Origin of the sequence: Brevundimonas sp. DS20 (assembly GCF_001310255.1) — a bacterium.
GTDB lineage: Bacteria > Pseudomonadota > Alphaproteobacteria > Caulobacterales > Caulobacteraceae > Brevundimonas > Brevundimonas aurantiaca.
In genome coordinates, this window is sequence record NZ_CP012897.1 from 344,311 (window position 1) to 369,778 (window position 25,468).

25 protein-coding genes are annotated in these 25,468 nt (G+C 69.1%); 16 read left to right on the forward strand and 9 right to left on the reverse strand.

Annotation, left to right across the window (positions count from 1 at the left end; genetic code table 11):
• Positions 1-80 precede the first annotated feature (80 nt).
• A complete protein-coding gene (locus tag JL11_RS01690; protein ID WP_054764157.1) occupies positions 81-614 on the reverse strand; it encodes a phosphoribosyltransferase in 534 nt (177 codons plus the stop codon).
• Positions 607-1,656 carry an MJ0042-type zinc finger domain-containing protein gene (locus tag JL11_RS01695; RefSeq protein ID WP_054764158.1) on the reverse strand — a complete coding sequence of 350 codons (1,050 nt, stop codon included), beginning with the start codon at positions 1,654-1,656 and terminating at the stop codon, positions 607-609. The genes JL11_RS01690 and JL11_RS01695 overlap by 8 nt, the downstream gene beginning before the upstream one ends.
• A gap of 71 nt (positions 1,657-1,727) precedes the next feature.
• Between JL11_RS01695 and JL11_RS01700 the strand changes: the two genes are divergently transcribed.
• Genes JL11_RS01700 through JL11_RS01720 form a run of 5 tightly spaced genes read left to right on the forward strand, consistent with a single transcriptional unit; the run spans position 1,728 to position 5,567 of the window.
• A complete protein-coding gene (locus JL11_RS01700; RefSeq protein ID WP_054764159.1) occupies positions 1,728-2,447 on the forward strand; it encodes a cell division ATP-binding protein FtsE in 720 nt (239 codons plus the stop codon).
• Positions 2,444-3,349: a cell division protein FtsX gene (locus JL11_RS01705; RefSeq protein WP_054764160.1), complete on the forward strand. Its 906-nt coding sequence runs from the start codon at positions 2,444-2,446 to the stop codon at positions 3,347-3,349. The genes JL11_RS01700 and JL11_RS01705 overlap by 4 nt, the downstream gene beginning before the upstream one ends.
• On the forward strand, positions 3,346-4,014 hold the full coding sequence (locus JL11_RS01710; RefSeq protein WP_054764161.1) for a YdcF family protein: 669 nt from the start codon (positions 3,346-3,348) through the stop codon (positions 4,012-4,014). The genes JL11_RS01705 and JL11_RS01710 overlap by 4 nt, the downstream gene beginning before the upstream one ends.
• Positions 4,015-4,746, forward strand: coding sequence for a lysophospholipid acyltransferase family protein (locus tag JL11_RS01715; RefSeq protein ID WP_054764162.1), 732 nt, complete (start codon positions 4,015-4,017; stop codon positions 4,744-4,746).
• A gap of 26 nt (positions 4,747-4,772) precedes the next feature.
• Complete coding sequence (locus tag JL11_RS01720; protein WP_054764163.1) at positions 4,773-5,567, forward strand: MipA/OmpV family protein; 795 nt, start codon at positions 4,773-4,775, stop codon at positions 5,565-5,567.
• Between the two features lie 278 nt (positions 5,568-5,845).
• Here the strand turns inward: JL11_RS01720 and hisC are convergent, their stop codons facing one another.
• From hisC to JL11_RS01745, 5 genes are read right to left on the reverse strand one after another with little or no spacing between them, the layout of a single operon-like run.
• The gene (gene hisC, locus JL11_RS01725; protein WP_054764164.1) at positions 5,846-6,943 is read right to left on the reverse strand and encodes a histidinol-phosphate transaminase; all 1,098 of its coding nucleotides are present in this window, start codon (positions 6,941-6,943) and stop codon (positions 5,846-5,848) included.
• A 14-nt stretch (positions 6,944-6,957) separates the two neighbouring features.
• Positions 6,958-7,644 (reverse strand): hypothetical protein, encoded by a 687-nt coding sequence (locus tag JL11_RS01730; RefSeq protein WP_054764165.1) that lies wholly within the window; start codon positions 7,642-7,644, stop codon positions 6,958-6,960.
• Positions 7,644-8,696 (reverse strand): DUF2125 domain-containing protein, encoded by a 1,053-nt coding sequence (locus JL11_RS01735; protein ID WP_054764166.1) that lies wholly within the window; start codon positions 8,694-8,696, stop codon positions 7,644-7,646. Before JL11_RS01735 ends, JL11_RS01730 begins: the two co-directional genes overlap by 1 nt.
• Before the next feature lie 54 nt (positions 8,697-8,750).
• Positions 8,751-9,224 (reverse strand): Cys-tRNA(Pro) deacylase, encoded by a 474-nt coding sequence (ybaK, locus tag JL11_RS01740; protein WP_054764167.1) that lies wholly within the window; start codon positions 9,222-9,224, stop codon positions 8,751-8,753.
• 1 nt (position 9,225) lies between these two features.
• On the reverse strand, positions 9,226-12,105 hold the full coding sequence (locus JL11_RS01745; RefSeq protein WP_054764168.1) for an ATP-dependent DNA helicase: 2,880 nt from the start codon (positions 12,103-12,105) through the stop codon (positions 9,226-9,228).
• A 96-nt stretch (positions 12,106-12,201) separates the two neighbouring features.
• Between JL11_RS01745 and JL11_RS01750 the strand changes: the two genes are divergently transcribed.
• The 4 genes from JL11_RS01750 to pdeM are packed head-to-tail and all read left to right on the forward strand — an operon-like array spanning position 12,202 to position 16,239.
• Positions 12,202-12,438: a hypothetical protein gene (locus JL11_RS01750; protein WP_054764169.1), complete on the forward strand. Its 237-nt coding sequence runs from the start codon at positions 12,202-12,204 to the stop codon at positions 12,436-12,438.
• Positions 12,435-12,869, forward strand: a complete 435-nt coding sequence (locus JL11_RS01755; protein WP_054764170.1) for a type II toxin-antitoxin system VapC family toxin — start codon at positions 12,435-12,437, stop codon at positions 12,867-12,869. The genes JL11_RS01750 and JL11_RS01755 overlap by 4 nt, the downstream gene beginning before the upstream one ends.
• Complete coding sequence (locus tag JL11_RS01760; protein WP_054764171.1) at positions 12,866-15,457, forward strand: ligase-associated DNA damage response DEXH box helicase; 2,592 nt, start codon at positions 12,866-12,868, stop codon at positions 15,455-15,457. Before JL11_RS01755 ends, JL11_RS01760 begins: the two co-directional genes overlap by 4 nt.
• On the forward strand, positions 15,454-16,239 hold the full coding sequence (pdeM, locus tag JL11_RS01765) for a ligase-associated DNA damage response endonuclease PdeM (protein WP_054764172.1): 786 nt from the start codon (positions 15,454-15,456) through the stop codon (positions 16,237-16,239). Before JL11_RS01760 ends, pdeM begins: the two co-directional genes overlap by 4 nt.
• A 421-nt stretch (positions 16,240-16,660) precedes the next feature.
• Here the strand turns inward: pdeM and JL11_RS01770 are convergent, their stop codons facing one another.
• On the reverse strand, positions 16,661-17,992 hold the full coding sequence (locus JL11_RS01770) for an ATP-binding protein (RefSeq protein ID WP_035308677.1): 1,332 nt from the start codon (positions 17,990-17,992) through the stop codon (positions 16,661-16,663).
• The gene (locus tag JL11_RS01775; protein ID WP_035308676.1) at positions 17,989-18,642 is read right to left on the reverse strand and encodes a response regulator; all 654 of its coding nucleotides are present in this window, start codon (positions 18,640-18,642) and stop codon (positions 17,989-17,991) included. Before JL11_RS01775 ends, JL11_RS01770 begins: the two co-directional genes overlap by 4 nt.
• 62 nt (positions 18,643-18,704) lie before the next feature.
• On the opposite strand from JL11_RS01775, the gene dsbD reads away from it, so the two are divergent.
• The 7 genes from dsbD to JL11_RS01810 all read left to right on the forward strand — a co-directional run bounded on the left by dsbD (position 18,705) and on the right by JL11_RS01810 (position 25,461).
• Complete coding sequence (dsbD, locus tag JL11_RS01780; RefSeq protein WP_224764426.1) at positions 18,705-20,603, forward strand: protein-disulfide reductase DsbD; 1,899 nt, start codon at positions 18,705-18,707, stop codon at positions 20,601-20,603.
• Positions 20,600-21,394, forward strand: a complete 795-nt coding sequence (locus JL11_RS01785; protein WP_035308673.1) for a TlpA disulfide reductase family protein — start codon at positions 20,600-20,602, stop codon at positions 21,392-21,394. The genes dsbD and JL11_RS01785 overlap by 4 nt, the downstream gene beginning before the upstream one ends.
• A gap of 23 nt (positions 21,395-21,417) precedes the next feature.
• Complete coding sequence (locus tag JL11_RS01790; RefSeq protein WP_035308672.1) at positions 21,418-22,092, forward strand: DsbA family protein; 675 nt, start codon at positions 21,418-21,420, stop codon at positions 22,090-22,092.
• A gap of 8 nt (positions 22,093-22,100) precedes the next feature.
• Positions 22,101-23,528 carry a bifunctional metallophosphatase/5'-nucleotidase gene (locus JL11_RS01795; RefSeq protein WP_035308671.1) on the forward strand — a complete coding sequence of 476 codons (1,428 nt, stop codon included), beginning with the start codon at positions 22,101-22,103 and terminating at the stop codon, positions 23,526-23,528.
• An 11-nt stretch (positions 23,529-23,539) separates the two neighbouring features.
• Positions 23,540-24,157, forward strand: a complete 618-nt coding sequence (locus JL11_RS01800) for an SAM-dependent methyltransferase (protein WP_035308670.1) — start codon at positions 23,540-23,542, stop codon at positions 24,155-24,157.
• A gap of 29 nt (positions 24,158-24,186) precedes the next feature.
• Positions 24,187-24,711, forward strand: a complete 525-nt coding sequence (locus tag JL11_RS01805; RefSeq protein WP_052005017.1) for a DsrE family protein — start codon at positions 24,187-24,189, stop codon at positions 24,709-24,711.
• Positions 24,712-24,810: 99 nt separating this feature from the next.
• Positions 24,811-25,461, forward strand: a complete 651-nt coding sequence (locus tag JL11_RS01810) for a peroxiredoxin (RefSeq protein ID WP_054764173.1) — start codon at positions 24,811-24,813, stop codon at positions 25,459-25,461.
• The last annotated feature ends 7 nt before the right edge of the window (positions 25,462-25,468 follow it).

A 25,468-nucleotide genomic window follows, 5' to 3' on the forward strand; every position in this document is an offset into this window, starting at 1 on the left:
GGAGGACCCCCGGGGGCGAAGAGCGGCGACATATACGGAAGGGCGTCTCAGAGTCAACGCCGAACCGGCCGCTTTTATCGTCAGTCCAGCGCGCAGATGTCCGGCAGGCCGCGCAGGCCGCCGGCGTTGTCCAGGCCGTAGCCGACCAGAAACCGGTTCGGCGCCTCCCAGCCGACGAAGTCCGGCTCGGGCGCGCGGGGGGCGGGCCAGGGCTTGCGGGCGAAGACGCAGGTCAGGACTTCGGACGCCCCGCCTTCGCGCGCGATCCGCGCCGCCTCGGCCAAGGACAGGCCGGTGTCGAAGACGTCGTCCAGGATCAGCACCTTGCGCCCAGCGATCGGCCGCTGGAACGGCGCATAGACGTCGATCGCGCCCCGGCTGGTCTTCTCGTCCCCATAGGAGGCGAGCCAAAGCGCGTCGAAACGAAGGTTGCGGCCGATGCGGGACAGGGCGCGAGTCAGGTCGGCGGCGAACCACAGCCCCCCGGTCAGAAGCACGGCCGCCACCGTCTCGTCGTCGGTGACGGGGGCGATGCGGGCGGCGAGGTCCGCCACGATACGGGCGATGTCGGCCTCGGCCAGGAGAACGGTCGGCGTGGGGGAGGGATCAGCCATGAGAGGCGGATACCGCCTCCCCATGAGCCCTGTCCACCGTCGCGAGGGGTCGAGCCTCGATCGGAGCAGGCTGACGCTCGCCCATCCCCGGTGCCACCGCCGAGCGCAGGCCGTTGGAGGCCGGCGCCAGTTCCGCATGGGCGTCGGCGGGCGCGTGGCCCTCGGAGGCGGCGGCCGGGGAATGATCGGCGGGAGCGTGGGCGGCGGCGGGCGGCGCATGGGCCTCGCCGTGGGCCTCGGCCCCATGGCCTTCGTCTCCATGGCTTTCGGGCGATCCGTGGGAAGCCGCTGCGTGGCCGTTCGGCGCTCCGTGCGCCTTGGCCGGCGGGGCGTGCGGCGTCTCGGCGGTGACGAAGTTGACGCCGATGTCGGCGGCGTGTCCGCCGGGGTCGGGGATCAGGACGGCGAAGCCCTGCACCTTGCCGGGCAGGACCGGAGCGGCGTCGATGGTCACCAGTTTGAAGCCGATCTCGGCGCCGTGTTCGTCCAGCAGGGCCACCCGCACCGGCGGGGCCACGATCTCGGTGTCACGGACGTTGCGCAGGGCCCCGGAGACCAGGACCATGCCGGGCCGCGAAGGAACCTCCTTGGCGCTCATGGCCTCGAAGTCGAGGCCGACGGGGTTCACCGGGGCGCCGACTGCGGCATAGGCGGCCGCAGCGCGGGGAAAGGCGTCGACCACCTCGATCCGGAACAGGAAGGCTGAAACGATCAGGCCCACGAAGACGCTGGCCAGACCGGCCCAGACCACGCCGTGGGTTGCGGCCCGACGCAGGCGTCGCTGATGTTCGGCGCGGGCGCGGAAGGCCTTGGGCAGTTCCGGCGCCGGGGTTTCGGCCAGGCTGGCGGGCTCAGAGACGGCTTCCGGCTCGGGCGTAGAGATGACGCGCGGTTCGGGCGCGACGCTCAGCTCCAGCGGTTCATCGGGGCTCGCCCGCCACACCTCGCCGCAGGATTTGCAGCGGACCTTGCGGCCGTTCGCCCCCAAGGCGTCGTCGGGAATGAAATAGCTGGTGGCGCAGGCGGGGCAGGTCAGTATCATGTGGCTGACTGCGAGGCTGTCGCCCCCTCCCGTAAGGCGCGGTCCACGCCCTGTCCCTGAAAACAAACCCTATGCCGTCCCCGCCCCCCAGCGCCGCCGATTCCGCCTCCGTCGCCGAGACCGCCCGCCTGTCGGGCGTGGGTTTCGGCTATGCGGACGCGCCCGACGTGCTGCGAGACGTTAACCTCATTCTGACGCGAGGCTCTTTCCACTTCCTTACCGGACCGTCCGGCGCCGGAAAGTCGTCGCTGCTGCGGCTTCTGACCCTGGCCGACCGGCCGACCAAGGGAAGCCTCCGCCTGTTCGGGACCGACGTTTCACACATCGACCGGCGCGACATCCCCGCTTTTCGGCGCCGCATGGGGGTGGTGTTTCAGGATTTCCGCCTGCTGGACCATCTGTCCGCCTTCGACAATGCGGCCCTGCCGCTGCGGCTGGCGGGCGGGCGCGAGGCCGACTACGCCGCCGATGTCGAAGAGATGCTGAAATGGGTCGGGCTGGGCCGCCGGATGGACGCCCGTCCGCCCGCCCTGTCCGGCGGCGAGAAACAGAGGCTGGCCATCGCCCGCGCCGTCATCACCCGTCCCGGCCTGATCGTGGCGGACGAACCGACCGGCAGCGTGGACGCCGTCATGGCCGACAAGCTGCTGCGCCTGTTTCAGTCGCTGAACCGCCTGGGGGCTACCGTCCTGATCGCCAGCCATGACCAGGCCCTGGCCGAACGGTCGGGGGCCAGGGTGCTGAAGCTGGACCAGGGCCGGTTGAGCGAAGCCGGCAGGATGGTCGCATGACGCCGTCGATCCTGGCCCGGAGCCTTCCCCGACGTCGACCCGGCCTGCTGCCCCCCGCCGCTGCGGGCGAGCCCTGGCTGATGACGGTCATCGCCGTCCTGTGTTTTCTGGCCTGTCTGGCCGCCGTCGCCGCCTCGGCCGCCGATCGGGCCGCCCACGGCTGGGCGCGTCAACTGGGGGCGGAGGCGACCGTCCAGGTGCGGCCCCGCGTCGGCGAAAGCGGCGACACCGCCGCCGCCCGCGCCGCCGAAACCCTGGCGGGCGTCAACGGCGTCGAAGAGGCCGCCGCCCTTGACCGCAAGGCGGCCGAGGATCTGCTGCGGCCCTGGCTGGGCGACGCCGTCCTGCCCGACCTGCCCCTGCCGCATCTGGTGACGGTCCGGCTGGACCCCGACGCCCCGGCCAGCGCCGTGACCCTGAGCCGCGCCCTGGCCGAGGCCGGTCTGGACGCCACGGTGGACGACCACAGCCTGTGGCGAGGCGAGGTCGAACGGTCGGCCGCCCTGATCACGGTCCTGGCGGGCGCGGCCTTCCTGGCGATCGCCTTCGCCGCCGCCGCCGCCATCGCCTACGCCACCCGCGCCGGCCTGGCCGCCGGCCGAGGCGTGATCGAGACCCTGAGCCTGAACGGGGCGACCGACGGGCGCATCGCCTGGCTGTTCCAGCGGCGGTTCGCCCTGATCGCGGCCGGCGCCGGCGCCGTCGGCGCCGTGCTGGCGGCCCTGCTTCTGGCCTTTGTGCGGTTCCTGGGCGGATCGGGCGGCCTGACCCAGGCCCTGCCCGTGACCTGGGGGGATCTGCTGTTGCTCTCGCCATGTCCGCTGCTGGCGGCTACGGTGGCGCTTGTCGCGGCCAGATTCGCCGCCATGCAGGTGCTGGGCTCAGGCAGGGGGAAGGCATGAGACTGCTCGTCGTCATCGGCATCGTCGCCCTGATCTGGCTGGTCGGCCTGTTCGCCTTCGCCCATCGGGTGCGCGAACTGACCCCCGCCGACGAACCCGCCCCCGCCGACGCCATCGTGGCCCTGACCGGCCCCTCGTCCGAACGGGTCAACGCCGCCATCCGCCTGTTGGAGCAGGGCAAGGGCGAACGGGTGCTGATTTCGGGCGTGAACCGCGAGGTCCGCCGTCGCGAACTGCGTGAACTGACCCCTGGCTCGAGCCGACTGTTCAACTGCTGCGTCGATCTGGGCTTCGAGGCCGAGGACACGGTGGGCAACGCCCAGGAGATCGCCGCCTGGGCGCGGGCCAAGGGCTATGACCATCTGATCGTCGTCACCTCCGACTATCACATGCCCCGCTCCCTGGTGGAGATCCGCGGCCAGGCGCCGGGCGTGGAACTGACCCCCTACGCCGTCTCCACGCCGTCGCTGGACAATCGGCACTGGTGGCGGGCCACGGTCACGGCCCGACGGATGACCCTGGAATATATGAAATACCTCGCCGCCCTGGGGCGCGAGGCCGTGCGACGGCTCAGCCGAGACGCCCCAAACCCAGCCCCAGCCCCAGCCCCAGCCTCAGCCTCAGAGCCCGAAGCTTCCGCCCCGACCGAAAAGGCCCCCGCCTAAGTGAACACCCTGCGTTCCCTGCTCTTCACCGCCTGGCTCTATCTGTCGATGCCGATCATCGCCATCGGCCTGTCGCCCATCCTCCTGGCGCCGCACCGCTACGTCCAGGGCGTCTGCAAGCTGTGGGCGCGGATCGCCCTGTTCGGGCTGCGCTGGATCGCCGGCGTCAAGGTGGAGGTGCGCGGGCTGGAGAACGCCCCGTCCGGCGCCGCCCTGATCGCCTCCAAACACCAGGGGATGCTGGACATCGTCGCCCTGCTGGCGGTCCTGCCCGACGCCTGTTTCGTCATGAAGAAGGAGCTGATGCCCCTGCCCTTCTTCGGCTGGTTCGCCTGGCGCGCCAAGATGATCGCGGTGGATCGCGCCGGTCACGCCAAGGCGCTCAAGGACATGACCCGTCAGGCCAAAGACCGCCTGGCCGAAGGCCGTCAGATCGTCATCTTCCCCGAAGGCACGCGCAACGCACCCGGCGTCCCCGGCGATTACAAGCCCGGCGTCGCGGCCATCTATCGCGATCTGGAGGGGCCCTGCTGGCCGGTCGCCACCAACTCGGGCGTCCACTGGCCCGCCCACGGCTTCCGCCGCTATCCGGGGACGGTGGTGTTCGAGTTCCTGGAGCCCATCCCCGCCGGACTGAAACGCGGACAGATGATGGCGTTGCTGGAAAGTCGCATCGAGACGGCTTCCGCCGCCCTGTTGGAGCCAAAGGCCGCGCTCGAACGTATGGGGTGACCGATCCCGTATGAGGAAGCTCCCCCATGTCCCTGCGCCGCCTGGTCCTGACCGCCGCTGCCTTCACCGCCGCCGCCCTGACTGCGGGCGCCGCCCTGGCCCAGTCCCAGCCCTATGAGCAGATCCGCCCCGCAGCCGACGGCTGGACCGTCGATCTGGGCGTCGGCGCCCTCTACAGCAAGGACAGCGGCGGCGACACGGGCTCTGAGACGCGGGTCGTGCCCTGGGTCTCGGCCAACTATCGCGACGTCGTCTATCTGAACGCCATCGACGGCCTGGGCTGGAATGCGATCAAGACCGACAGCTTCCGCGCCGGGCTGCAATTGCGCCCTCGCTTTTCGCCGGAAGACATCGAGGGCCTGGACCTGGATCGGCCGGACTTCGGCGCCGACGTGGCCGCCTACGCCTTCCAGCGCCTTCCCGGAAACATCGTGGTGGGCGGCCGTGTCAGCCGCGACGTGTCGGACGTCAGCGAGGGTACGGAATACTACGCCTCGGTCGGCCATCAGCGGGTGACGCCCATCGGCCTGATGAACGTCTCGGTCTATGCGCGCGGCGGCGACGCCAAACTGGCCGACGCCTATTACGGCGTCAGCGCCGAAGAGGCCGCCCGGAACGGCATCGCCCCCTATTCGCCGGGCAGCGGTCTGCAAGGCGCCGGCGCCAGCCTTTTCCTGCTGGTCCCGCTGAACGACAAATGGGGCGCCGGCGCCCTGGTCAACTATGAACGCCGCCTGGGCGACGTGGCCGACAGCCCCCTGTCCCAGGAAGACGACACGATCCGCACGGGCGTCTTCTTCGCCCGTCGCTTCGGCGGCTGATCCGCGTCAGCCTCCCGAGTTGTGATGCTCTCGCCAAGCCCGCCTGGCTTGGCGTACATCCTTTTCGCTCGTGTGAGGGTCTAGGTTGCACCCAAGGAACTGACCGCGCTCCACCTTGCTGTCGGATGTCTGAATAGGCGGCCCCTCAAGCACGAGGCCGCCCAGGGCTTCGCATCGCTGAGCCGGGTCAGTGGGCAGCGGCGGCAAGGGCGTGGCGCAGGCGGACACGCTCAACACGATCCCTCCAACCAACACTCCTGCCGACCGCAAGCCCATGCCTATTGAGCCGCGAACTCGCTCAAGGCGTCGATCACGGCGCGGTTCTGATCTTCCGTGCCGATGGTGATGCGCAGGGCCTGGGGCAGGCCATAGCCGCCGACCGGCCGCACGATGATCCCCTTGGCGTTCAGATAATCATTGGCGGCGGCGGCCCGTTCGGCCCCGTCGAACACGACCAGCACGAAGTTTCCGGCGCTGGGCAGGACCTCGAGGCCGAAGCCGCGCAGGGCCTGGGTCAGGCGCGGCTTCCAGGTCGAGATCAGCTCGCGCGACGCCTGTTGGTGCGCCTCGTCGCCCAGCGCCGCCGTCGCCGCCTCAAGCCCCGGAACCGAGACGTTGAACGGCAGGCGGATGCGGTCGATCGCCTCGGCCACCTTTAGCGGCGCATAGCCGAAGCCGATCCGCAAACCGCCCAGGCCGTGAATCTTGGAGAAGGTGCGGGTGACGACGATGTTGTCGGCGTCGCGGGCCAGGGGGAAGGCCGTCTCCCAGTCCGGCTCGGTCACATATTCGGCATAGGCCTCGTCGATCACCAGAATGACGTGAGCCGGCAGGGCCGCATGCAGGCGGCGGATCTCCTCGCCTGAGTTGTAGCTGCCGGTCGGGTTCGACGGATTGGAGACATAGACGATCTTGGTCCGCTCATCGACCTGGGCCAGAAGCGCGTCCACCTCGGCCTTGTAGTTGGGCTCGGGCGCCAGCTTGACCTGGGCCTCGCAGGCCATGGCGCTGATCCGATAGGCCAGAAAGCCGTACTGGCCGCAGACGATGTTGTCGCCCGCAGTCAGATAGGTCTGGTTCAGCAGGGCGAAGACCTCGTCCGAGCCGTTGCCGAAGATCAGCCGCTCGGGCTCCAGCCCGTGGGTCTGGGCCACGGCCGTCCGCAGCTTGGTCGCCCGCCCGTCGGGATAGATGTGGATGTTGCGAACCGCCGCCTCATAGGCCGCGCGCGCCTTTTCGCCGGCGCCCAGCATGTTCTCGTTGGACGAAAGCTTCATCGGTTCGGCGACGCCGGCGATGGACGACTTGCCCCCGACATAGGGGGCGATGTCGAGGATGCCGGGCTTGGGCTGGGGGCCCTGGGGCGCGTCGGTCATGGAAAACCTTGATCTCAGAAGATGGGGGCGGCGCCGATGACGCCGGTCAGGCGGCCGGGGGCGTTCGTCAGCCGCCCGTCCTCGGCCTGCACATAGCCTGCCAGGGCGAACAGCTTCAAGCCGCCTGCCGCAGCCAAAGGATCGGCGATCAACCCGGCCTCGCCCATGGCTTCCACGATCTTAGTGTCGGACCAGCCGCTGTCGGTGACCCAGAAGGTCCGATCCTCGCCGGTCGGCCCGGACCCCTCGCGCGTCACCAGAAAGGCTTGGGGACGGGCGCGGGCGTCGTCCGGCAGGGCCCCGGCGATCTTCAGCTCCGGCCGGGCCAGCAGCCGACCCCACCAGGGACGATCAGACGACAGGTCGATCAGAGCCCGCGCCCCGTCCTCGGCGGCCTTCAGCGCCTCTTCGGCCGGCAGAGGCCGCCCGCCCAGGCCGTACCGGTCAGCCGCCAGCGCCTGGGCCAGGCCGCCGCTGGTGATCAGGGCCGGCCCGACGGCGGCCTCGATCCGCCCCCATAGGGCCTTCAGCACCTTCGCATCGACAGGCTGCGCCCCAGCCAGAAGCGCGCGCAGACTCAGGGCCGAGGCGTCCAGGCGCGTCCTGGGGCCGGCGGCCAGGCGCGCCCGCACCGCCTCGACCACCGCGCGGTCCAGGGCGTCCAGGGCCGCATCGGCCGGGGGTTCGTTCAGGAACGCCATCAGAACAGCTTGGGCGCAGGGGCCAGGGCGAAGGGCCCCAGCCAGGTCCGGCCGTCGCGGAAGACCAGGGTCAGCGGAACCTCTTCGCCCCCGGCCGCCTGGGCGGCGCCCGCCGCTGCGGCGGCCCCGGCCGCGCCCAGACGTTCGCCGGGCCGGCTGCGGCTTTCCAGCAGGCCCGAAAGCGCCGGCAGCGGCTTTTGGGACTGGACCGTCACCTGGCCGGTCAGCCGCCCGTCGGCGTCGGCCCTCAGAACGTCGCTGCTCAGGGTGGCGCGGCTTTCGCCGGCCTGAAGATCGCCGCGCAGATTGCGGAAGGTCCCGCCGCCCTTGGTCCAGGCGGAAAAGACCCCGGCGGCGTCCGCCCCCTTCAACAGACTGGCCCGGCCGATCGTGGCCTCCAGCTGGGTCGTCAGCTGCCCGTCCTGAGCGAAGCCTTCGACCGGTCCATCGCGTCGCCCCTGGCCGTCGACCAGTCGGAACATGACGTCGATGTCGTCGGTCGCAACGGTCGAGCCTTCCAGATGCGGCCGCGTGTAGAATTCGATCCGCGCCGCCCGGGCGATGGGGAAGGGCTCGCCCTGGGGCAGGGCCGTGAAGATCGGATTGACCAGCTCCAGCGCCAGATTGGGCCAGCGCTGGTCAATGCCGCCGGCGCTCATGCGGATCGCATCGCCGTGGACCGCCACCTTGCCCTTGCCGGCGCGGGTCAGGACCAGCCCCTCCGGCGCCGCGACCACCCATTTGGTCGGCTGATAGGCGTTGGCCTCGGCCTCCAGCTCCGGCGCCGCCAGCGCCAGGCCCGACGGCGCGGCCACGGTGACGTGGGTCAGGCGCACATGGGCGCGGAACGGCCAGCCGACGATCCGCTTGTCGGCGTAGCGGACCTCCCACCCCTGCTGGCGCAGGCTCGCCGCCTGGGCCTCCAGCCCCGCGTCGATCCGACGGGTCAGATAGAACCACCAGCCCGTCCAGGCGGCCAGGCCGATCAGCACCAGGATGGAGGGGCCGTAAAGGCCGGCGCGGCTGTGTCGCGGGGTCGAGGGCTCGGTCATGCAAACTCCGGTTTAAGGCCGCTATACCCCAACCGGCCCCGCCCGCATAAGGCGTCAGGCCGTCAGATCGACCAGCCGCGCGGCCGCCGCCCGCACCGCCTCGTCCGGCGCCAGACCCAGCAGCAGCCCCCTCTGGCCGCCGTTGATCAGGATCTGGTCGAACAGCGCCGCCGTCTCGTCGAACAGGGTCGGAACGGCCTTGCGCTGGCCGAAGGGACTGACCCCGCCGACCTTGTAGCCCGTCAGCCGTTCGGCGTCGGCGGGCTTCATCATCTGGGCCGATTTGGCGCCGAGGGCGGCGGCCAGCTTCTTCATGCTGACCTCGGCGTCGGAGGGAATGACGACACAGGCGGGCGCCCCGTCCGCCAGGGTCATCAGGGTCTTGAACACTTCTTCCGGCGGCCGCTCCAGGGCTTCAGCCGCCTGAAGCCCCACGCGCGGCGCATCGGGATCATAGGAATAGGGAAACAGTTCGAAACCGACGCCCGCCTTGGCGAGGGCGACGGTGGCGGGCGTGGTCTTCGACATCTCAATCGGTCTCGGTCTGGGGCGTCGTCTGAAGAAAGTCACGGGTCAGGGCGACGGCGTCGGCCAGACCCATGCGCTGCACCTCTATCCCAGGCGGCAGGCTGGCGAACAGCCGGGTCGGGGTGGCGGCGTCCAGCATCAGGAAGACCCCCTTGTCGTCGCCGCGCCGGATCAGCCGCCCGAAGGCCTGGGCGATGCGGGCGCGGGCCAGGGCGTCGTCATAGCCCCTGCCCTGCCCGAACTGGCCGCCCAGCCGTTCGCGTCGCGCCTTGTGCAGCAGGTCCGGGCGCGGCCAGGGCGCCCGGTCGAAGGCCAGGACTCGCAGCGACCGGCCCGGCACGTCCACCCCGTCCCGCACCGCGTCCGTGCCCAGCAGGCAGGCGTTCTCCTCGACCCGGAACATGTCGACCAGGGCGCCCACCTCCAGCGGATCGACGTGCTGGGCGTACAGCGGCACTCCGGCTTTCGCGAGGTCCGGCCCCAGCCGCTCATAGACCGCCTTAAGACGTCGGATGGCGGTGAACAGGCCCAGGCCCCCGCCCCCGGCCGCCAGGAACAGCTCACGCATCGCCGCCGCCGTCTGGCGCGGATCATCCTTGACCAGGTCGTTGACCACGATGACCCGGCTGTTGGCGGCATAGTCGAACGGGCTTTCGACCTTCAGGGTGCGCGGCGGCTCGATCAGCCGGGCCGAGCCGGTCCTGAGCCGCGCCAGGTCGAACGGATCGTCCTGCAAGGGGTCCGACAGGGTCGCCGAGGTCACCAGCACCCCGTGCGAGGGTGCGATCACCGCCGCCTCCAGCGGGACGGTGGGATCGATCCAGTGGCGGCGCAGGGCCACGTCGTGGATGCGGCCGAAAGCGGTCTCGGCCGACAGCCAGTCCACGAAGTCGGGATCAGGTTCATCCCCGCCGTCCTCCAGCGCCGCCAGCATCGACCGCCAGCCGGGCAGGGTCATGCGGGCGCGCCGGTCCAGGCCCCGCAAGGCCCCCTCGATCCGCGACCGCTGCGACCCGTCCAGCTCGGCCGCCTCGTCGTCGAGGACGTCCTCCAGATGCCGGGCCAGGGCCAGAAGCGGGGCCTCGACCGCCGCCAGGGCCTGGGCCGCCGCCCGCGCCGTCTCCGCCACGGGATCGGTCACGGGCTTGAGCGCGCACTCCATGCCGAACTCGGCCCCGCCATAAGGGGTTTCGGCCGTGCGGGCGCGCAGCTGATCCAGGGCGGCGGCTAAAAAGGCCTCGATCGGCCCGATCGGATTGACCTCGCCCGAGGCGGGGGCCACCCGGCCGGACACGCCCTCGCCCGGCAGGGCGGCGGCCGCGCGGATCGCGTCCTGAAGCGCCTTCAGCGCCGCCTCATTGTCCCCGACCAGATCGCCCAGCCTCTGTTCCAGACCGCGTCCGCGCCGCCCCCGCCCCTCGGGTCCGCGAATCCAGCGGCGCAGCTCGGCGGCCTCCTGGCCCGACAGACAGGCGGAAAAGGCGCTGTCGGCGGCGTCGAACAGATGGTGGCCCTCGTCGAAGACGATCCGCTTCAGCGCCGCCGTCTCTCCGTCCTGCTGCTGGCCCCGAGCCGAGCGCGCCCCGTCGAAGGCGGCCTGGGTCAGGACCAGGGCGTGGTTGGCGATGACCAGGTCGGCGCGACGGCTGGCGCGTATGGTCTTTTCGACGAAACAGGTGCGGTAGTGGGGACAGGCGGCGTGGACGCACTCGCCCCGCCGGTCGACCAGATTGGCCGCACCCGCCGCATGGGCGGGCGGAACGGCGAACAGGCCCGACAGCCAGCCGGGGAAGTCGCCGCCGGTCATGTCCCCGTCGCGCGTGTGCAGGGCCCACCGTCCGGCCAGGCCCAGGCCGATCAGGTCGCCATTCCCCAACTGGGCCGCCTGGACCATGTCCTGAAGATTGAGGACGCACAGATAGTTCTCACGCCCCTTGCGGATCACCGTCTTTCGGCGGCGCTCCTCCGGATCGGGCCACAGAGCATGGCTTTCCCGGTCGATCTGGCGTTGCAGGGCCCGCGTATAGGTCGAGATCCAGGCCGCCCCCTGGTTCCGCTCGGCCCAGAGTGAGGCCGGCGCAAGATAGCCCAGGGTCTTGCCTGTCCCCGTCCCCGCCTCGGCCAGCAGCACCCGCGGCCGCCCCTCTTCATTCCTCGGCGAAAAGGCGAAGGCGGCCTCGGCGGCGTAGTCGGACTGGGTCGGCCGCGTCTCGTCCAGGCCCGAGGCCTGAAGCAGCTTCTCCAGCCGGATGCGGGCGCTCTCGCTGTCGACGGGCGCCGAGCCCGCCTCGCCGCGCGGCGCCTCGTCCTCCCATTCCGTCAGCCGGCTCCAGACGTCCAGGCCCGAGCCGCGATGCTGGCGCGCCCGCACCCCGCCCGCCTCAAGGGCCTGAACCACCCGCTCGCCCCAGGCCCAGCCCGCCCTTTGCAGAGTCAGGGCCAGAACATAGGCGGCTTCACGTTCGGGATAGGCGGGCGCCGCCAGCTCACGCAGCAGCACGGCCGCCGCTTCACGCAACACCGCCGCCTGCGCCTCGGGCGACTTCGGCTCCGCCAGCCCCAGGACCAGGGCCAGGCCGGTCGGCGAGGGCGCGCAGAACTGAGCGGGCCGCACGAAGGCGTAAAGCTCCAGCACATCCATCAGGTCGCCGGACCGAGGCGGCGGCGTCAGCCCCAGCCGCCGCGCCGTCAGCGACGCATGCGCCACCAGCACCGGCCCGCCGGTGAAGAACCCCTCGGCCGCCCCCCGCCCGATCTTCCGCGCCCCCTGGTCGTCGCACACCGCCCCCGCGCCGGGCGGGGTGGCGAGCGCTGGCGGCAGGTCCAGCCAGGGCTCGGCGCCGCTCAGGCGGGATTCGGCGATGACGGATTCGTCGGACACGGCCGCAGCATAGCGAGCCGACCAGCGAAACGGAACGGGAACATCTGGTTTCGCCGGCCTTCTGCCTCTATATGTCGTCCAAACGAGGAGATCGCCGTGAACAAGCCGATTGATCCCGATGCGTGGCTGGAAGCGCTCGCCGCTCGTGTCGAGGCTGACGGCCCTCAAAAGCTGGAGGTCGAAGGCCACGATCCTTTGGTCGTGATCCCCCTGAATCGGTTCCAGGAAATGCAGAAGCGCAAACCGACCATGCTGGAGATTCTCCGTGGCATGGACTGGTCCGACGTCGATCTTACCCGCGACCCCCGGCCGGCGCGCGAGGCTGATTTTTGAGGTTTCTGCTCGACACCAACGCCATCAGCGAACTGGGCAAGCCTCGCCCCGACCCCGGCTTCATGGCGTGGCACGACCAGCAGGCCGAAACTGCGGACCGGCAAGAGGGAATTTTCCTAAGCGTTCTTCTACTGGGCGAGATGGATCGCGGCATTCTGAACCTGCCTGACAGTCCCAAGCGGGCCGAGCTTTCGAAGCGGCGGGATTTGATCCTGTCGGTTTATCGAAAGCGGATCCTGCCCGTCGATGTCGACGTCGCGCGGCGATGGGGCGCCGTCAGCGACGCACATCGGAGGCAGGGTCTGACGCCCGGCGTGATCGACGAACTGATCGCGGCGACCGCCTTAGTCCATGATCTGACCCTCGTCACGCGCAACACCCGCCATTTCGAACACAGCGGCTGCCGTCTGCTGTCGCCGTGGAGCGGATGACGACGCTTCCGCCCCTGTTCGCCGACTGGTTCGCGTCGCGCGGCTGGTCGCCCCGGCGGCATCAGCTGGAGATGGTCGCGGCGGGCCAGGCGGGGGCGCACGCCCTGCTGGTCGCGCCCACCGGCGGCGGCAAGACCTTGGCGGGGTTTCTTCCCAGTCTGATCGAGCTGGCGGAACGCGGACCCAAGCCGCAGACAGGACCAGGCTCGGGCGTCCACACCCTCTATCTGTCGCCGCTCAAGGCCCTGACCACCGACGTCGAACGCAATCTGATGACGCCGATCCGCGAGATCGGGCTGAACATCCATGTCGAGACGCGGACGGGCGACACCAAACAGTCGAAACGCCAGCGTCAGCGCGACTTCCCGCCCGACATCCTGCTGACCACGCCGGAACAGTTGGCCCTGTTCTGCGCCTGGGAAGGCGCCCGGTCCTATTTCGCCGATCTGAGATGCGTCGTGCTGGACGAGGTCCACGCCATCTGGAGCGGCAAGCGGGGGGACCTGCTGTCGCTGGGCCTGGGGCGATTGCAGAGCTTCGCCCCCGGGATGCGACGGGTGGGTCTGAGCGCGACGATCGAAGACCCGGACCTGATCCGAAGGTGGCTGGCGCCGCGCTTCAATCCTCCCCCATTGGGGGAGGGGGACCGCGAAGCGGTGGAGGGGGCCGACTTAGACGCCGAGTTCGAAGCAAGCCCCCGTCACCAGGCTTCGCCTGGTCCCCTCCCCCCATCGGGGGGAGATTTGGTGCGCCTGGTCAAGGGCGATCCCGGCGCTCCCGCCGTCATCGACGTGCTGATCTCCGAGGGCCATGTGCCCTGGGCGGGGCACACCGGCCGGCACGCCATCCCCGAGGTCTATGCCGCCATCCAGCGCGCCAACCTGGCCCTGATCTTCGTCAACACCCGCTGGCAGTCGGAGTTCGTCTTTCAGCAGCTGTGGGAAATCAATGATGCAAGCCTGCCCATCGGTCTGCACCACGGCTCCCTGGCCGCCGAACAAAGACGCAAGGTCGAGGCGGCCATGGCGCGGGGCGACCTGCGGGCCGTGGTCTGCACCTCGACGCTGGATCTCGGCATCGACTGGGGCGACGTCGATCTGGTCATCCAGATGGCGGCGCCCAAGGGCTCCAGCCGTCTGGTCCAACGGATCGGCCGCGCCAACCACCGGCTGGACGAACCGTCGCGCGCCCTCTTGGTGCCCGCCAGTCGGTTCGAAATGCTGGAATGCCAGGCGGCGCGCGAGGCGGTCGCCGACAACGCCTTCGACTGGGAGCCGATCCATATCGGCACGTTGGATACGCTGGCCCAGCATGTGATGGGCGTGGCCTGCTCCGAGGCCTTCGACATGCAGGCCCTGTACGACGAGATCACCGGCTGCGGCCCCTATCGCGGCCTGAGCTGGGAACAGTTCGAAGAGGTGGTCGATTTCGTCGCCACCGGCGGCTATGCGCTGCGCACCTACGACCGGTTCGCCCGCATCGTCAGGACGCCGGACGGCCGCTGGAAGGTGCGCAACCAACATATCGCCCAGCGCCACCGGATGAACGTCGGCGCCATCGTCTCGGCCGGAACCTTGAACGTGCGCGTCGCCGGCCGTCGCGGCGGGGCCTCGCGTCAGCTGGTCCCCGGCCGCAAGGTGGGCGAGGCCGAGGAATGGTATTTCGAACAGCTGACGCCCGGCGACACCTTTCTGTTCGCCGGTCAGGTCTGGGCGTTCCAGGGCATTGTCGGAACGGACGCCCTGGTCACCCACGCGAACGACAAGGAGCCCAAGATCCCCTCCTGGGGCGGGTCGAAGTTCCCCCTGTCCACCTCTCTGGCCGATCGGGTGCGGACGATGGTTCAGGACCCCGACCACTGGCGCGTCCTGCCGCCGGACGTGCAGGAATGGCTGGCGCTCCAGGCCGAGCGCTCCGCCATCCCCGACGCCGAATCCATGCTGGTGGAGACCTTTCCGCGCGGCAGCCGGCATTTCCTGGTCGCCTATCCGTTCGAGGGCAATCTGGCCCACACCACCCTGTGCATGCTGCTGACCCGGCGGCTGGACCGGCTGGGCGTCGGGCCGCTGGGCTTCGTCGTCACCGACTATTCCCTGGCCGTCTGGTCCATCAAGCCGATGGCCCGGATCGACCTGGACGCCCTGTTCCAGCCGGACATGCTGGGCGACGATCTGGAGGCCTGGCTGGAGGAGAGCTTCATGATGAAGCGGTCCTTCCGCAATTGCGCCCTGATCTCGGGCTTGATCGAGCGCCGCCAGCCGGGCGCCGAAAAGACCGGCCGGCAGGTGACCTTCTCCACCGACCTGATCTATGACGTGCTCCGCCGCCATCAGCCCGACCATCTGCTGCTGAAGACCGCCCGCGCCGACGCCGCCTCGGGCCTGCTGGACGTGGCGCGCCTGGGCCAGATGCTGACGCGGATCGAGGGTCGCATCCGTCATCAGCGGCTGACGCGCCCCTCGCCCTTCTGCGTGCCGGTCCTGGTCCAGATCGGGCGCGAGCGGGTCGGCGGGGACGCCGCCGAAATGATCCTGGACGAAAGCGCCGAACAGCTGATCGCCGAGGTCATGGACGAGGCGCCCGCATGAACGCCGCCCTGCGCCAGACCCTGTCCCCCACGCGCAAGCCCTGCGGGTCCTTGCGGGTCCAGATCGCGGGCGAGACCTGCGTGCTGCGCTGTTCCGGGGCTTTGTGGCTTCCCGCCCATCGCACCCTGGTCGCGGCGGACCTGCACCTGGAGAAGGGCTCGGCCTTCGCCGCACGCGGCCAGATGCTGCCGCCCTACGACAGCCGCGCCACCCTGGACCGGCTGGAAGCCGAGATCGCCGAACTGGACCCGGTCCGGGTCATCCTGCTGGGCGACAGCTTCCATGACCGAAAAGCCGTGCCACGCATGGCGGTGGAAGACCGCCTCCGCCTGGACCGGCTGGCGGCCGGGCGCGACTGGACCTGGCTGGAGGGCAATCACGACCGTGAAGCCCTGACCGCCTCCACGCTCGGTTTGCCCGGCGTGGTCCTGGCGGAGATGCGGCTGGGCGGGCTTCGCCTGACCCACGAGCCCGAGCCCCGCACCGGGACGGACGACCGCCAGGGCGAGGTCGCCGGCCACCTGCATCCCGCCGCCCGCGTGGTCGCCTATGGCCGCGGCGTTCGCCGCCCCTGTTTCATCACCGACGGATCGCGCCTGATCCTGCCGGCCTTCGGCGCCTTCACCGGCGGGCTGGACGTCTGTGATCCGGCCATAGCCGACCTGTTCGGCTCAGAACCGATGGCCGCCGTCCTGGGGCGCGACAAGGTCCATGCCGTGTCATGGAAGACCTGCGCCGAGCCCGCCGCCCCCGACCGCCGGCGTCCGAGTCGGTTCGCCTGACGCCGCGCCTCGACGGGATTCAGGGCTCCAGCTCAATGTCCCAGTAGAGGATATTCGATGCCGCGAACTCTCGTTCTATCCTATTGATAAAGCTGATTTTTCTAAGAACTTAGGAAATCTCAGCGACGATTGGTCACCATATGGTCACCAGAAGAGGGGAAGAGCCAGCAATCTGGATCAATACCCACTTCCTGAAATCCCATAGCAGAAACCCGGTCGGAAATCTCCCGACCAGCGGCCGCTGAGCCGCCGAAAGCCCTAGCCCAACTTAGTGAGCCAGCAGTGGGGTGCGTGCGGGCTATCCTCGCTGTGCGACCAGCAGCCGTTTGCATCAGCAGACGCTGGAGGTGAGAACATCTAATGTCCGCCTCCGATCCGCGATCGGCCCCGAGCTCACCCTTTCGGCGTGCCGAGATCGTTGTTAGTCGGTCAGCGTGCTAGGCTTATGCATCGACCCCGAAGCCTCAATAGCAACTATCACCTCGACACGGAGACCGCCTCCTGGTGAGCGCAAGAACTGCACCTGTCCCCCATGGGCCTTCACTGTGGCGAGGACGATAGAGAGGCCCAGACCGCTCCCTCCGGAAGGTGCATTGGCCGCACGGAAGAAGCGCCTACCCAGCCGATGCAGATCCGAGAAGGCCACGCCCGGGCCGTCGTCCTCGACGATTAAACGCCCGGAAGTCGGGTCGTAACTGATCACGACTGAGGATGCCGCATGCGCCTGCGCGTTGGCGAGGAGATTGGCAGCCGCTGCCTCGAAGCGATCTGGATCCACGTTAAGCAGCGCGTCACCTTCAACGATCGACACCCGATCATCGCCTTCCGCTCCTGCAAACAGCGACCGAAGCGTCACCCAGCGGCGATCTTCGTCGCTAACCGGCATCTCGTCCTCGCGCGCCAAGACGAGAAGACCTGTGACGAGGCGGGCAGTGCGATCGACAGAGGTCTGGATCTGCTCCAGCGCGCGTCTTCGAACGGCCGTATCCGAAGACGACGCCGCAATCTGCGCCTGGACGCGCAGGCCTGCCAGAGGCGTACGCAATTCGTGCGCGGCAGCGGCCGTGAACTCGGCCTCGCGACGTCGCGCTGCGCCAAGGCGTGACATCAAGTCGTTCAGCGCCAGGGCGAAGGGACGGAGTTCGCGGGCGTCCGGCGATACGTCCAACGCCGTCAGATCTTCCGCATCCCGTACCGCAAGGCTGCGGGTCATTTGTCGAATAGGGGTCAGCCCCCGCCCTACCGACCACCAGATCAATACGCCAAGCACCAGCAGACCAAGGACCGCCGGACCGATCAAAGCGGTGACGACATTGCCGACCAGGTGCTCGCGAACGGCCAGATTGTCCCCGACCATGACCCTGAAACCGGCATCACGATCATGCACCGTGTAGACGCGCCAGCGCTCGCCCCGGATCGTGCGTTCTGAAAAACCGTCGCCCCCTTCCGACAACCGCTCCGCAGGCGCGCTTTGGGACCGACCAATCAGATCGCCTTCCAGCGACCAGATCTGGCAGGAGAGCTGACGGTCGTAGACATCGGCGGCCCCGCTTTCCGGAGCCTGCATCGCCGGGCGCACGCTGCCGGCCTGCATCAGGGACGAGACCATGCGGGCCGACTCCATCAGGCGCCGGTCCAGCACCCGTTGCACCTCGGCCCGGGTCTGGATCTCGACCCAGACGACCGCGCCGCCCCAGACGAGGGCGGTCACGAGCGCGAGGGTGGCGAACAGACGCAGGCGGATCGAGCTCATTGCAGGGTGTATCCTACGCCGCGGACGGTGCGGATGAAGCCGGCTCCCAACTTGGCCCGGAGATAGTGGATGTGCACTTCCACCGCGTTAGAGCCGATCTCCTCCTGCCAACCGTACAGGCGTTCTTCTAGCTGACTGCGCGAGAGGACCTGTGCAGGCCGTTCCATCAGGGCCTCCAGGATGGCGAACTCACGTCTCGAAAGGGGCAGGTCCCCCTCTTCACGCCAAGCCAGACGCGACTGGGGATCAAGGGTCACCCCGCCGTGGCGCAAGGCGGGCGCCGAGCGCCCAAGCAGGCGACGCCGCACCGCGCGCAGTCGCGCCGCCAGTTCGTCGAGATCGAAAGGCTTGCCGACATAGTCGTCCGCGCCGGCGTCCAGACCCACAATGCGGTCCCGACTGTCATCGCGCGCCGACAAGACCACCACGCCGACATCCATGTCGCGCTCGCGAACGAAACGCAGCACCGAAAGGCCGTCGCCATCAGGAAGACCCAAATCCAGCACGACCGCATCGAACGCCGAGCTTTCCAGCGCCGCGAGGGCGTCCTCGACCCGCCCGACGACTTCGACCGTCCAGCCGCAGGCGCTGAGCCCGACCTGGAGGCCGTCGGCGAGAACGGGATCATCTTCTATGGCGAGCAGTCTCATGCGGCGTGAGGTGGAAGTTGCGGCTTAAGCCTGACTTAAGCTCGTTTGCCGACGAGATGGCCATGAGGTTTTTCCGCCGACTGTTGCCCGCCGCTCTCGCGATCCTGTCCTTCACCCTTCCGGGTTCGGCATTGGGTCAGGCTCCGCTATCGCCTGACAAGGCCTTCTCCCTGACGGTGACGCGTGAGGCTGACGGCGACCTGGCCTTCGCCTGGGACATTGCGCCCGGCCATTATCTCTATCGTGACCACACCGTCGCCAGCACGCCGGGCGGGAAAGCATCGCTGCCTCTGGAGCTTGCGACCGGCGAAACCAAGGACGATCCGGGCTTTGGCGTCGTCGACGTCTGGCATGACGAGGGTCGCGCGACCCTATCGGCGCAGACCCTGACGCAGGTTGGCGGCCCGACGTCGGTCAACATCACCTACCAGGGGTGCCTCGAGGACTCGATCTGCTACCCGCCGATGACGCGGACAGTGGACGTGCCGACCCGGCCGCAGTCCGAGGTTGCCGCTCGGGAGGCCGATGCGCAGACCGCTCAGGCCGCCGCTCTGCTGGCGATCCAGGCGCCGGGCGCTGCACCCACACCCGCACTCGCGAGTGATGAGGGCGCGTTGGCGCCTCCGCCGGTCGCGCCATCGCCGGCGGTCATCCCGGACCCCAGCCCGGGCTTCGTCGATCGCTTGGCGCTGCAGGGCGGGGCCACCTGGGTCCTGCTCGCCTTCTTCGGTTTCGGCGTGCTTCTGGCCTTCACGCCCTGCGTCTTTCCCATGTACCCGATCCTGGCCGGCGTCATCGGACGCGGCGTGGACGGGCGCGGTACGCGCCGAGGCCTGATGCTCTCGGTCGCCTATGTGCTGGGCCTTTCCGTCGCCTTCGCCCTGCTGGGCGTCGCGGCCGCCTGGTCCGGACAGAACCTGCAGATGGCGCTCCAGTCGGTTTGGGCGATCGGCGCTCTGGTTGTCGTCTTCGTCGTTCTCGCCGCGTCCATGTTCGGCGGCTTCGAGTTGCAACTGCCCTCGGCCTGGACCAGCCGCCTGTCCCGCGACAGCGGTGACGGACGGCGGTCCCTGCCCTCAGCCGCAGGTCTGGGCTTCGTCTCCGCCCTCATCGTGGGCCCTTGCGTCACCGCGCCCTTGGCGGGCGCCCTGCTCTATATCGCACAGACCGGCGACGTTGGGCTGGGCGCGGCGGCCCTGTTCTTCCTGGGCCTGGGCAAGGGGGTGCCCTTGATCGTGTTCGGCACGGTCGGCGCGCGCTTCCTGCCCAAGGCTGGGCCGTGGATGGACCGGGTGAAGATGCTGTTCGGCTTCATCTTCCTGGGCATGGCCTGGTGGCTGGCCGGCCGCATCCTGCCGCCGAGCGCGACGCTGGCTTTCGGCGCGGCGCTGGCGCTCGGTCTGGCGGCGGCTCTCGGCCTGTTCCAGCCGCTGAGCCCGAATCTGAGAAACGGCGTCGCACGTGTCGCTGGCCTGGCGGCCGCGACCTGGGGCCTGTTGCTGCTGGTCGGCCTCAGTCTCGGGGCGGACGACCCGTGGCGTCCGCTTGAGCCCCTGGCGCGGCCCGCTGGAATCTCAGCCGCCGCGCCGGTCGAAACCGCAGCGGTCGTGCTGGATCAGACGGCGCTCGACCGCGCCGTCGCCGATGCCGCCGCGCGCGAACGTCCCGCCCTGGTCTATTTCACCGCCGACTGGTGCGTCAGCTGCAAGGTGATCGAGCGGACGGTGTTCGAGGACCCCGCGGTCATCGCCGGCCTTTCGAACACCGACCTCATCAAGGTCGACGTCACGCGCAGCACGCCCGAGGCGCGCGCGCTTCTTGAGCGGCACGGAGTGATCGGACCGCCGACGATGATCTTCCTGTCGCCCTCGGCGACCGAAGCGCCGGGCAGCCGACTGATCGGAGAGATGTCGGCCCAAGACGTCGCCTCCGCCCTGCAGAGCGCCGGAGCCGCCGCATGAACGCCATCACCCTGGGCCCGCTCGTCCTGTCGGGCGAGCGGTTCGCCATCATCGCCGGCGTGTTCGTCTTCATGATCGGCGTCGGGCTGTTGGCCAGCCGGGTCAGCCCGCGCTTCAACCTGTGGAGCACGGTCCTAGTCTTCGGCGGTCTGGCGGTCGCCCGCCTCGGTCACGTGGCGACGCACTGGGAGTATTTCGGGGCTGACCCGTGGCGGGCGCTCGCGGTCTGGCAGGGCGGATTCAGTTGGATCTGGGTCGCGCCGGTCGTGATCCTGGCCACCATTCTGCTGCTGCGCACGACGCGCGAACGCGCCTGGGCCATTGCGCCTGTGCTGGCCAGCGCCTTGGTTTGGACCACCGCCCATCAGTTGGCCTCGGCGACGCAGCCCATGGCGCCGCCCGCCCTGACGCTGGCCGCGATGGACGCACCGGCGATCGACCTTTCGGCGCCGATCGATCGGCCTACGGTGATCAATCTCTGGGCCACCTGGTGCCCGCCCTGCCGGCGCGAGATGCCGGCTTTGGCCCAGGCCGAAAAAGCCCATCCGAATGTGCGCTTCCTCTTCGTCAACCAGGGCGAGGGCGAAGCCGGCGTTCGGGCCTTTCTGCAGAGCCAGGGGCTGGCCCTCGACCATGTGCTGTTCGACGAGGCCATGGCGCTGCCCCGCCACTACGGTACGGCCGGCATTCCGGTGACCCTGTTCCTCCACGCCGACGGCCGTCTGGCCAAGGCCCACATGGGGGAAATCGCCCCCGAACAGATCGCGACCGAAATCGCGCGTCTGCACTGACCCCCTCGCCTCACGGAGCTTCCATGAACCGCACCTTCGCCCCTGCCTTCGCCGCCGTCCTGGCGCTCGCCGCCTGCGGCCCGGCCGACGCCGACAACGGCGCGGCGCCCGCCAGCCCTTCCGCCGCCTCCGGACAAGACATGCCGCCCATCGCCCAGGTCGGCTTCAATGACCTGCTGCGCGATCCCGCAGCGCCCTTCATCGGCGCCGAGAACGCCGATGTGACCATCATCGGCTTCGTCGATTACAACTGCCCCTACTGCAAGAAGATGCAGCCTGAGATCGACGGCCTGCTGAAGGCGGACACCAAGGTGCGCGTCCTGTACAAGGATTGGCCGATCTTCGGCGACGTCTCGGAGACCGCCGCCCGGACCGCCCTCGCCGCCGCCTATCAGGGCAAGTACGAGGCCGTCCATAACGCCTTCATGCTGTCGCCGTCGCGCATCGGCGACCAGGCGGACATCACCCGTCTGGTCCAGTCGGCCGGCGTGGACATGGCGCGCCTGAATCAGGACCTGGCCGAACACCGCGCAGACATCGACGCGGTGCTGGACCGAAATGGTCGAGAAGCGGCGGCCCTGGCCCTGCAGGGCACGCCCGCCTTTATCATCAACGGCAATCTGATCCCCGGCGGCATGCCCCAGGCGCAACTCGAAGCGGTGATCGGTCGTATCCGCTCCGGACAACCGCTGCGCTGAAGCCGACCATGACCACCCTGACCCTGCTCCAGCTGAACGACCTCCACGGCTATCTCGAGCCGCATCCCGAACTGGTGCGCACCGAAGGCGGCTGGCGGTTCGAACGGCTGGGCGGGGTCGCCCGCATCGCGCGCCTCTTCGAAGAGGCGCGCGCCGAAGGTGCATGCCTGACCCTGGACAACGGCGACACCTTCCATGGCACGCGGGTCGCCGTCGCCAGCCGGGGCGAGGCGCTGGTTCCGATCATGAACGCCCTGAAGATCGACGCCATGACGGCGCACTGGGAGTTCGCCTATGGCCCGGCGGGGTTCAAGGCGTTGGCGGCGGGACTGGATTATCCCGTCCTGGCCGCCAATGTCTTCCGCAAGGATGACGGCGCGCCGGAGTTCGACGGGCGGTGGGTGTTCGAGCGCGGCGGTCTGAGGATCGGCGTGATCGGCCTGGCCTGCCCCATCATCGACAAGACGATGCCCCCCGCCTTCTCTGAAGGCGTGCGGTTTGAAATGGGTGTGGCCGAAGCCCGCGAGCAGCTGCACCAGCTCCGCGAGGAAAAGGTCGATCTGGTCGTCCTGCTGTCGCACCTGGGCTTTCCGCAGGATCTGAAGCTGGCCGCCGAAACGCCGGGCATCGACGTGATCCTGAGCGGTCATACCCATAACCGCCTGCACGAACCGGCCCGCGTCGGCGACACCCTGATCATCCAGTCCGGCTGCCACGGCGCCTATATCGGCCGGCTGGATCTGGAGATTGCAGAGGGCCGCGTGTGCCTGCGGCGCCATCGGCTCATAGCCGTGGACGCTGGCCCAGAAGACGATCAAGTCGCCGGCTTGGTGGAGATGGCCCTGGCGCCCGAGCGCGAGCGTCTGGCGCGCATCGTCGGCCGCACCGCCATCCCCCTTCACCGCTACGCCATGGCCAGCGCGCCGATGGACGACGTCCTGCTGGCGGCGGCGGCGCAGGCGGCGGGCGTGGACATCGCCTTCTCCAACGGCTGGCGCTACGGCGCGCCCGTCGCGCCGGGTCCGGTCACTCTGGGCGACCTCTACAATATGGCGCCGATGAATCCGCCGATCTCACGCACGACGCTGACCGGGGCCGAGTTGCAAGCGATGCTGGAAGAAAATCTGGAGCGCACCTTCGCCGCCGACCCGTATGAGCAGATGGGCGGCTACATCAAACGTTGCCGGGGTCTCACGGCCTTCGTGAAGCTTGAGAATCCCAAGGGGCAGCGCCTCGACCGCCTGCTGGTCGGAGACCGCCCTGTCGAGCCGGAGGCGGACTATCTGGTGGCCTTCGTCACCGCCCAAGGGGTGCCCGAACATTACGGGCGAGACCGCCGGACGCTCGACATCGACACTGTGGGCGCGCTTGAATCCTGGTTCGCCGACCATACGCCTGGCGAGACCGATCTGCCCGTCAGCGTCCTCATCATCTGAAGGAACACCTTATGGACTCCGTCGCCGCCCGCGACTTCTGGAACAGCCGCTATGACCGCCAGGACTATCTGTTCGGCGAGACGCCCAACGCCTTCCTGGCCGCTCAGATCGCGCGGCTCCAGCCCGGCATGACCGCTCTGGCGGTCGCCGACGGCGAGGGCCGAAACGGCGTGTGGCTCGCCGAACAGGGCCTGGCCGTCACCACCACGGATATCGCCCCGCGCGCGGTCGAGAAGGCCCTCGCCCTGGCCGAGCGACGTGGCGTCACACTGGACGCCCAGGTGGCGGACTTCGAGACCTGGGGCTGGCCGCAGGGTGCGTTCGACGTCGTGGTCGCCGTCTTCATTCAGTTCGCCCCGCCTCCCCAGCGCGACCGACTTTTCGAGCGTATGAAGGCGGCCGTGAAGCCTGGCGGCCTGGTCCTGTTGCAGGGCTATCGGCCGGAACAGATCGCCTATGGCACCGGCGGTCCGGGGCAGGTCGAGAACCTCTACACCGAGGCGCTGCTCCGCGACGCCTTCGCCGACTTCGACATCCTGCATCTGAAAAGCCACGACAGCGACGTCTCCGAAGGCGCCGGCCACAGCGGCCGGTCCGCCCTGATCGATCTCATCGCCCGCCGTCCCTGACCCCCAGCGCCCGCACACCGGAACCCGCCATGAAAACCCTCGTGATCGCCCTGTCCTTGGCCGCCTCCCTGGCGGCCTCCCCGAGCTTCGCCCAGGCTGTCTCAGGCTTCGGCGGCTTCAAGCCCCTGCCCGAGGCCGGCGAACAGCCGGATCCGTCGCGCATCTATCGGGTCATCTTCGACGTGTCCCAGGGCGGTGCGGACGACAGGCCGCTGAAGGGATTGGATCGCGTCGCGCGGCTGGTGAATATGCTGGCGGCGGGCGGCGTGGACGCCGACCACCGTCAGATCGTGGTCGTCCTGCACGGCGCCGCCACCCCTGCAGTTCTCTCCGACGCCGCCTGGACCGCGCGCGGCAAGGGCGACGCCAACCCCAACAGCGCCCTGATCCGCGCCCTCATCGCCGCCGGCGTCCAGGTTCGACTGTGCGGCCAGGCCATGGCGGGGAACGGCATCGCGCAAGCCGATCTCGAAGCGGGCGTGAGCGTTGATCTCGCCGCCCTGATGACGGTCATCCACCTTCAACAGGCCGGATACGCCCTGGTTGTGAACTGACGGCTCGGCATAGGCGGAACCTTTCCTGAGCATAAGAACTATTAGTTTGCGTAAGTATTTATGTAATTGTTCATTGGGGCGTCTGAAGGAGATATCGACATGACCGGACTGCCCCGCCTCAACGAACCCGCCCCCGACTTTCACGCCCGCACCACGCACGGGGATCGCAGCTTGGCCGATTACCGCGGCAAATGGCTGATCCTCTTCTCGCACCCGTCGGACTTCACCCCGGTCTGCACGACCGAGTTCATCGGGTTCGCCAAGCATGCGAATGAGTTCGCCGCCATGAACTGCGAGCTCCTGGGCCTCTCGATAGACAGCATCTTCTCGCACCTAGCCTGGACCCGGAACATCAAGGAGAAGTTCGGCGTCGAAATCCCCTTCCCCATCATCGAGGATCTGAAGATGGAGGTGGCCCAGGCCTACGGAATGATCCACCCCGGGGCGGCCGACACCTCGGCTGTTCGCGCCACCTTCCTGATCGATCCGGAAGGCAAGCTGCGCGCCATGGTCTACTATCCCATGAGCAATGGCCGCAGCATCGAAGAGTTCGTTCGGCTGCTCACCGCGCTCCAGGCGTCCGACGCCAACGGGGTCGCGACGCCTGAGAACTGGCGCCCTGGCCAACCGGCCATCGTCCCCCCGCCCAAGGCCGCCGAGGCGGCCGAGGCTCGCGCTTCCGAGGGTTACGTCTACACCGACTGGTATTTCTCGACGCGCGACCTCCCCGACGCCCCGAAAGCCGCCTGATCGGATT

What these genes read in the sequence shown, in the direction of transcription:
- JL11_RS01690 (WP_054764157.1), bottom strand. Translation starts at nt 614, where the DNA reads ATGGCTGATCCCTCCCCCACGCCGACCGTTCTCCTGGCCGAGGCCGAC.
- JL11_RS01695 (WP_054764158.1), bottom strand. Translation starts at nt 1,656, where the DNA reads ATGATACTGACCTGCCCCGCCTGCGCCACCAGCTATTTCATTCCCGAC.
- JL11_RS01700 (WP_054764159.1), top strand. Translation starts at nt 1,728, where the DNA reads ATGCCGTCCCCGCCCCCCAGCGCCGCCGATTCCGCCTCCGTCGCCGAG.
- JL11_RS01705 (WP_054764160.1), top strand. Translation starts at nt 2,444, where the DNA reads ATGACGCCGTCGATCCTGGCCCGGAGCCTTCCCCGACGTCGACCCGGC.
- JL11_RS01710 (WP_054764161.1), top strand. Translation starts at nt 3,346, where the DNA reads ATGAGACTGCTCGTCGTCATCGGCATCGTCGCCCTGATCTGGCTGGTC.
- JL11_RS01720 (WP_054764163.1), top strand. Translation starts at nt 4,773, where the DNA reads ATGTCCCTGCGCCGCCTGGTCCTGACCGCCGCTGCCTTCACCGCCGCC.
- hisC (WP_054764164.1), bottom strand. Translation starts at nt 6,943, where the DNA reads ATGACCGACGCGCCCCAGGGCCCCCAGCCCAAGCCCGGCATCCTCGAC.
- JL11_RS01730 (WP_054764165.1), bottom strand. Translation starts at nt 7,644, where the DNA reads ATGGCGTTCCTGAACGAACCCCCGGCCGATGCGGCCCTGGACGCCCTG.
- JL11_RS01735 (WP_054764166.1), bottom strand. Translation starts at nt 8,696, where the DNA reads ATGACCGAGCCCTCGACCCCGCGACACAGCCGCGCCGGCCTTTACGGC.
- ybaK (WP_054764167.1), bottom strand. Translation starts at nt 9,224, where the DNA reads ATGTCGAAGACCACGCCCGCCACCGTCGCCCTCGCCAAGGCGGGCGTC.
- JL11_RS01760 (WP_054764171.1), top strand. Translation starts at nt 12,866, where the DNA reads ATGACGACGCTTCCGCCCCTGTTCGCCGACTGGTTCGCGTCGCGCGGC.
- pdeM (WP_054764172.1), top strand. Translation starts at nt 15,454, where the DNA reads ATGAACGCCGCCCTGCGCCAGACCCTGTCCCCCACGCGCAAGCCCTGC.
- JL11_RS01770 (WP_035308677.1), bottom strand. Translation starts at nt 17,992, where the DNA reads ATGAGCTCGATCCGCCTGCGTCTGTTCGCCACCCTCGCGCTCGTGACC.
- JL11_RS01775 (WP_035308676.1), bottom strand. Translation starts at nt 18,642, where the DNA reads ATGAGACTGCTCGCCATAGAAGATGATCCCGTTCTCGCCGACGGCCTC.
- dsbD (WP_224764426.1), top strand. Translation starts at nt 18,705, where the DNA reads ATGAGGTTTTTCCGCCGACTGTTGCCCGCCGCTCTCGCGATCCTGTCC.
- JL11_RS01785 (WP_035308673.1), top strand. Translation starts at nt 20,600, where the DNA reads ATGAACGCCATCACCCTGGGCCCGCTCGTCCTGTCGGGCGAGCGGTTC.
- JL11_RS01790 (WP_035308672.1), top strand. Translation starts at nt 21,418, where the DNA reads ATGAACCGCACCTTCGCCCCTGCCTTCGCCGCCGTCCTGGCGCTCGCC.
- JL11_RS01795 (WP_035308671.1), top strand. Translation starts at nt 22,101, where the DNA reads ATGACCACCCTGACCCTGCTCCAGCTGAACGACCTCCACGGCTATCTC.
- JL11_RS01800 (WP_035308670.1), top strand. Translation starts at nt 23,540, where the DNA reads ATGGACTCCGTCGCCGCCCGCGACTTCTGGAACAGCCGCTATGACCGC.
- JL11_RS01805 (WP_052005017.1), top strand. Translation starts at nt 24,187, where the DNA reads ATGAAAACCCTCGTGATCGCCCTGTCCTTGGCCGCCTCCCTGGCGGCC.
- JL11_RS01810 (WP_054764173.1), top strand. Translation starts at nt 24,811, where the DNA reads ATGACCGGACTGCCCCGCCTCAACGAACCCGCCCCCGACTTTCACGCC.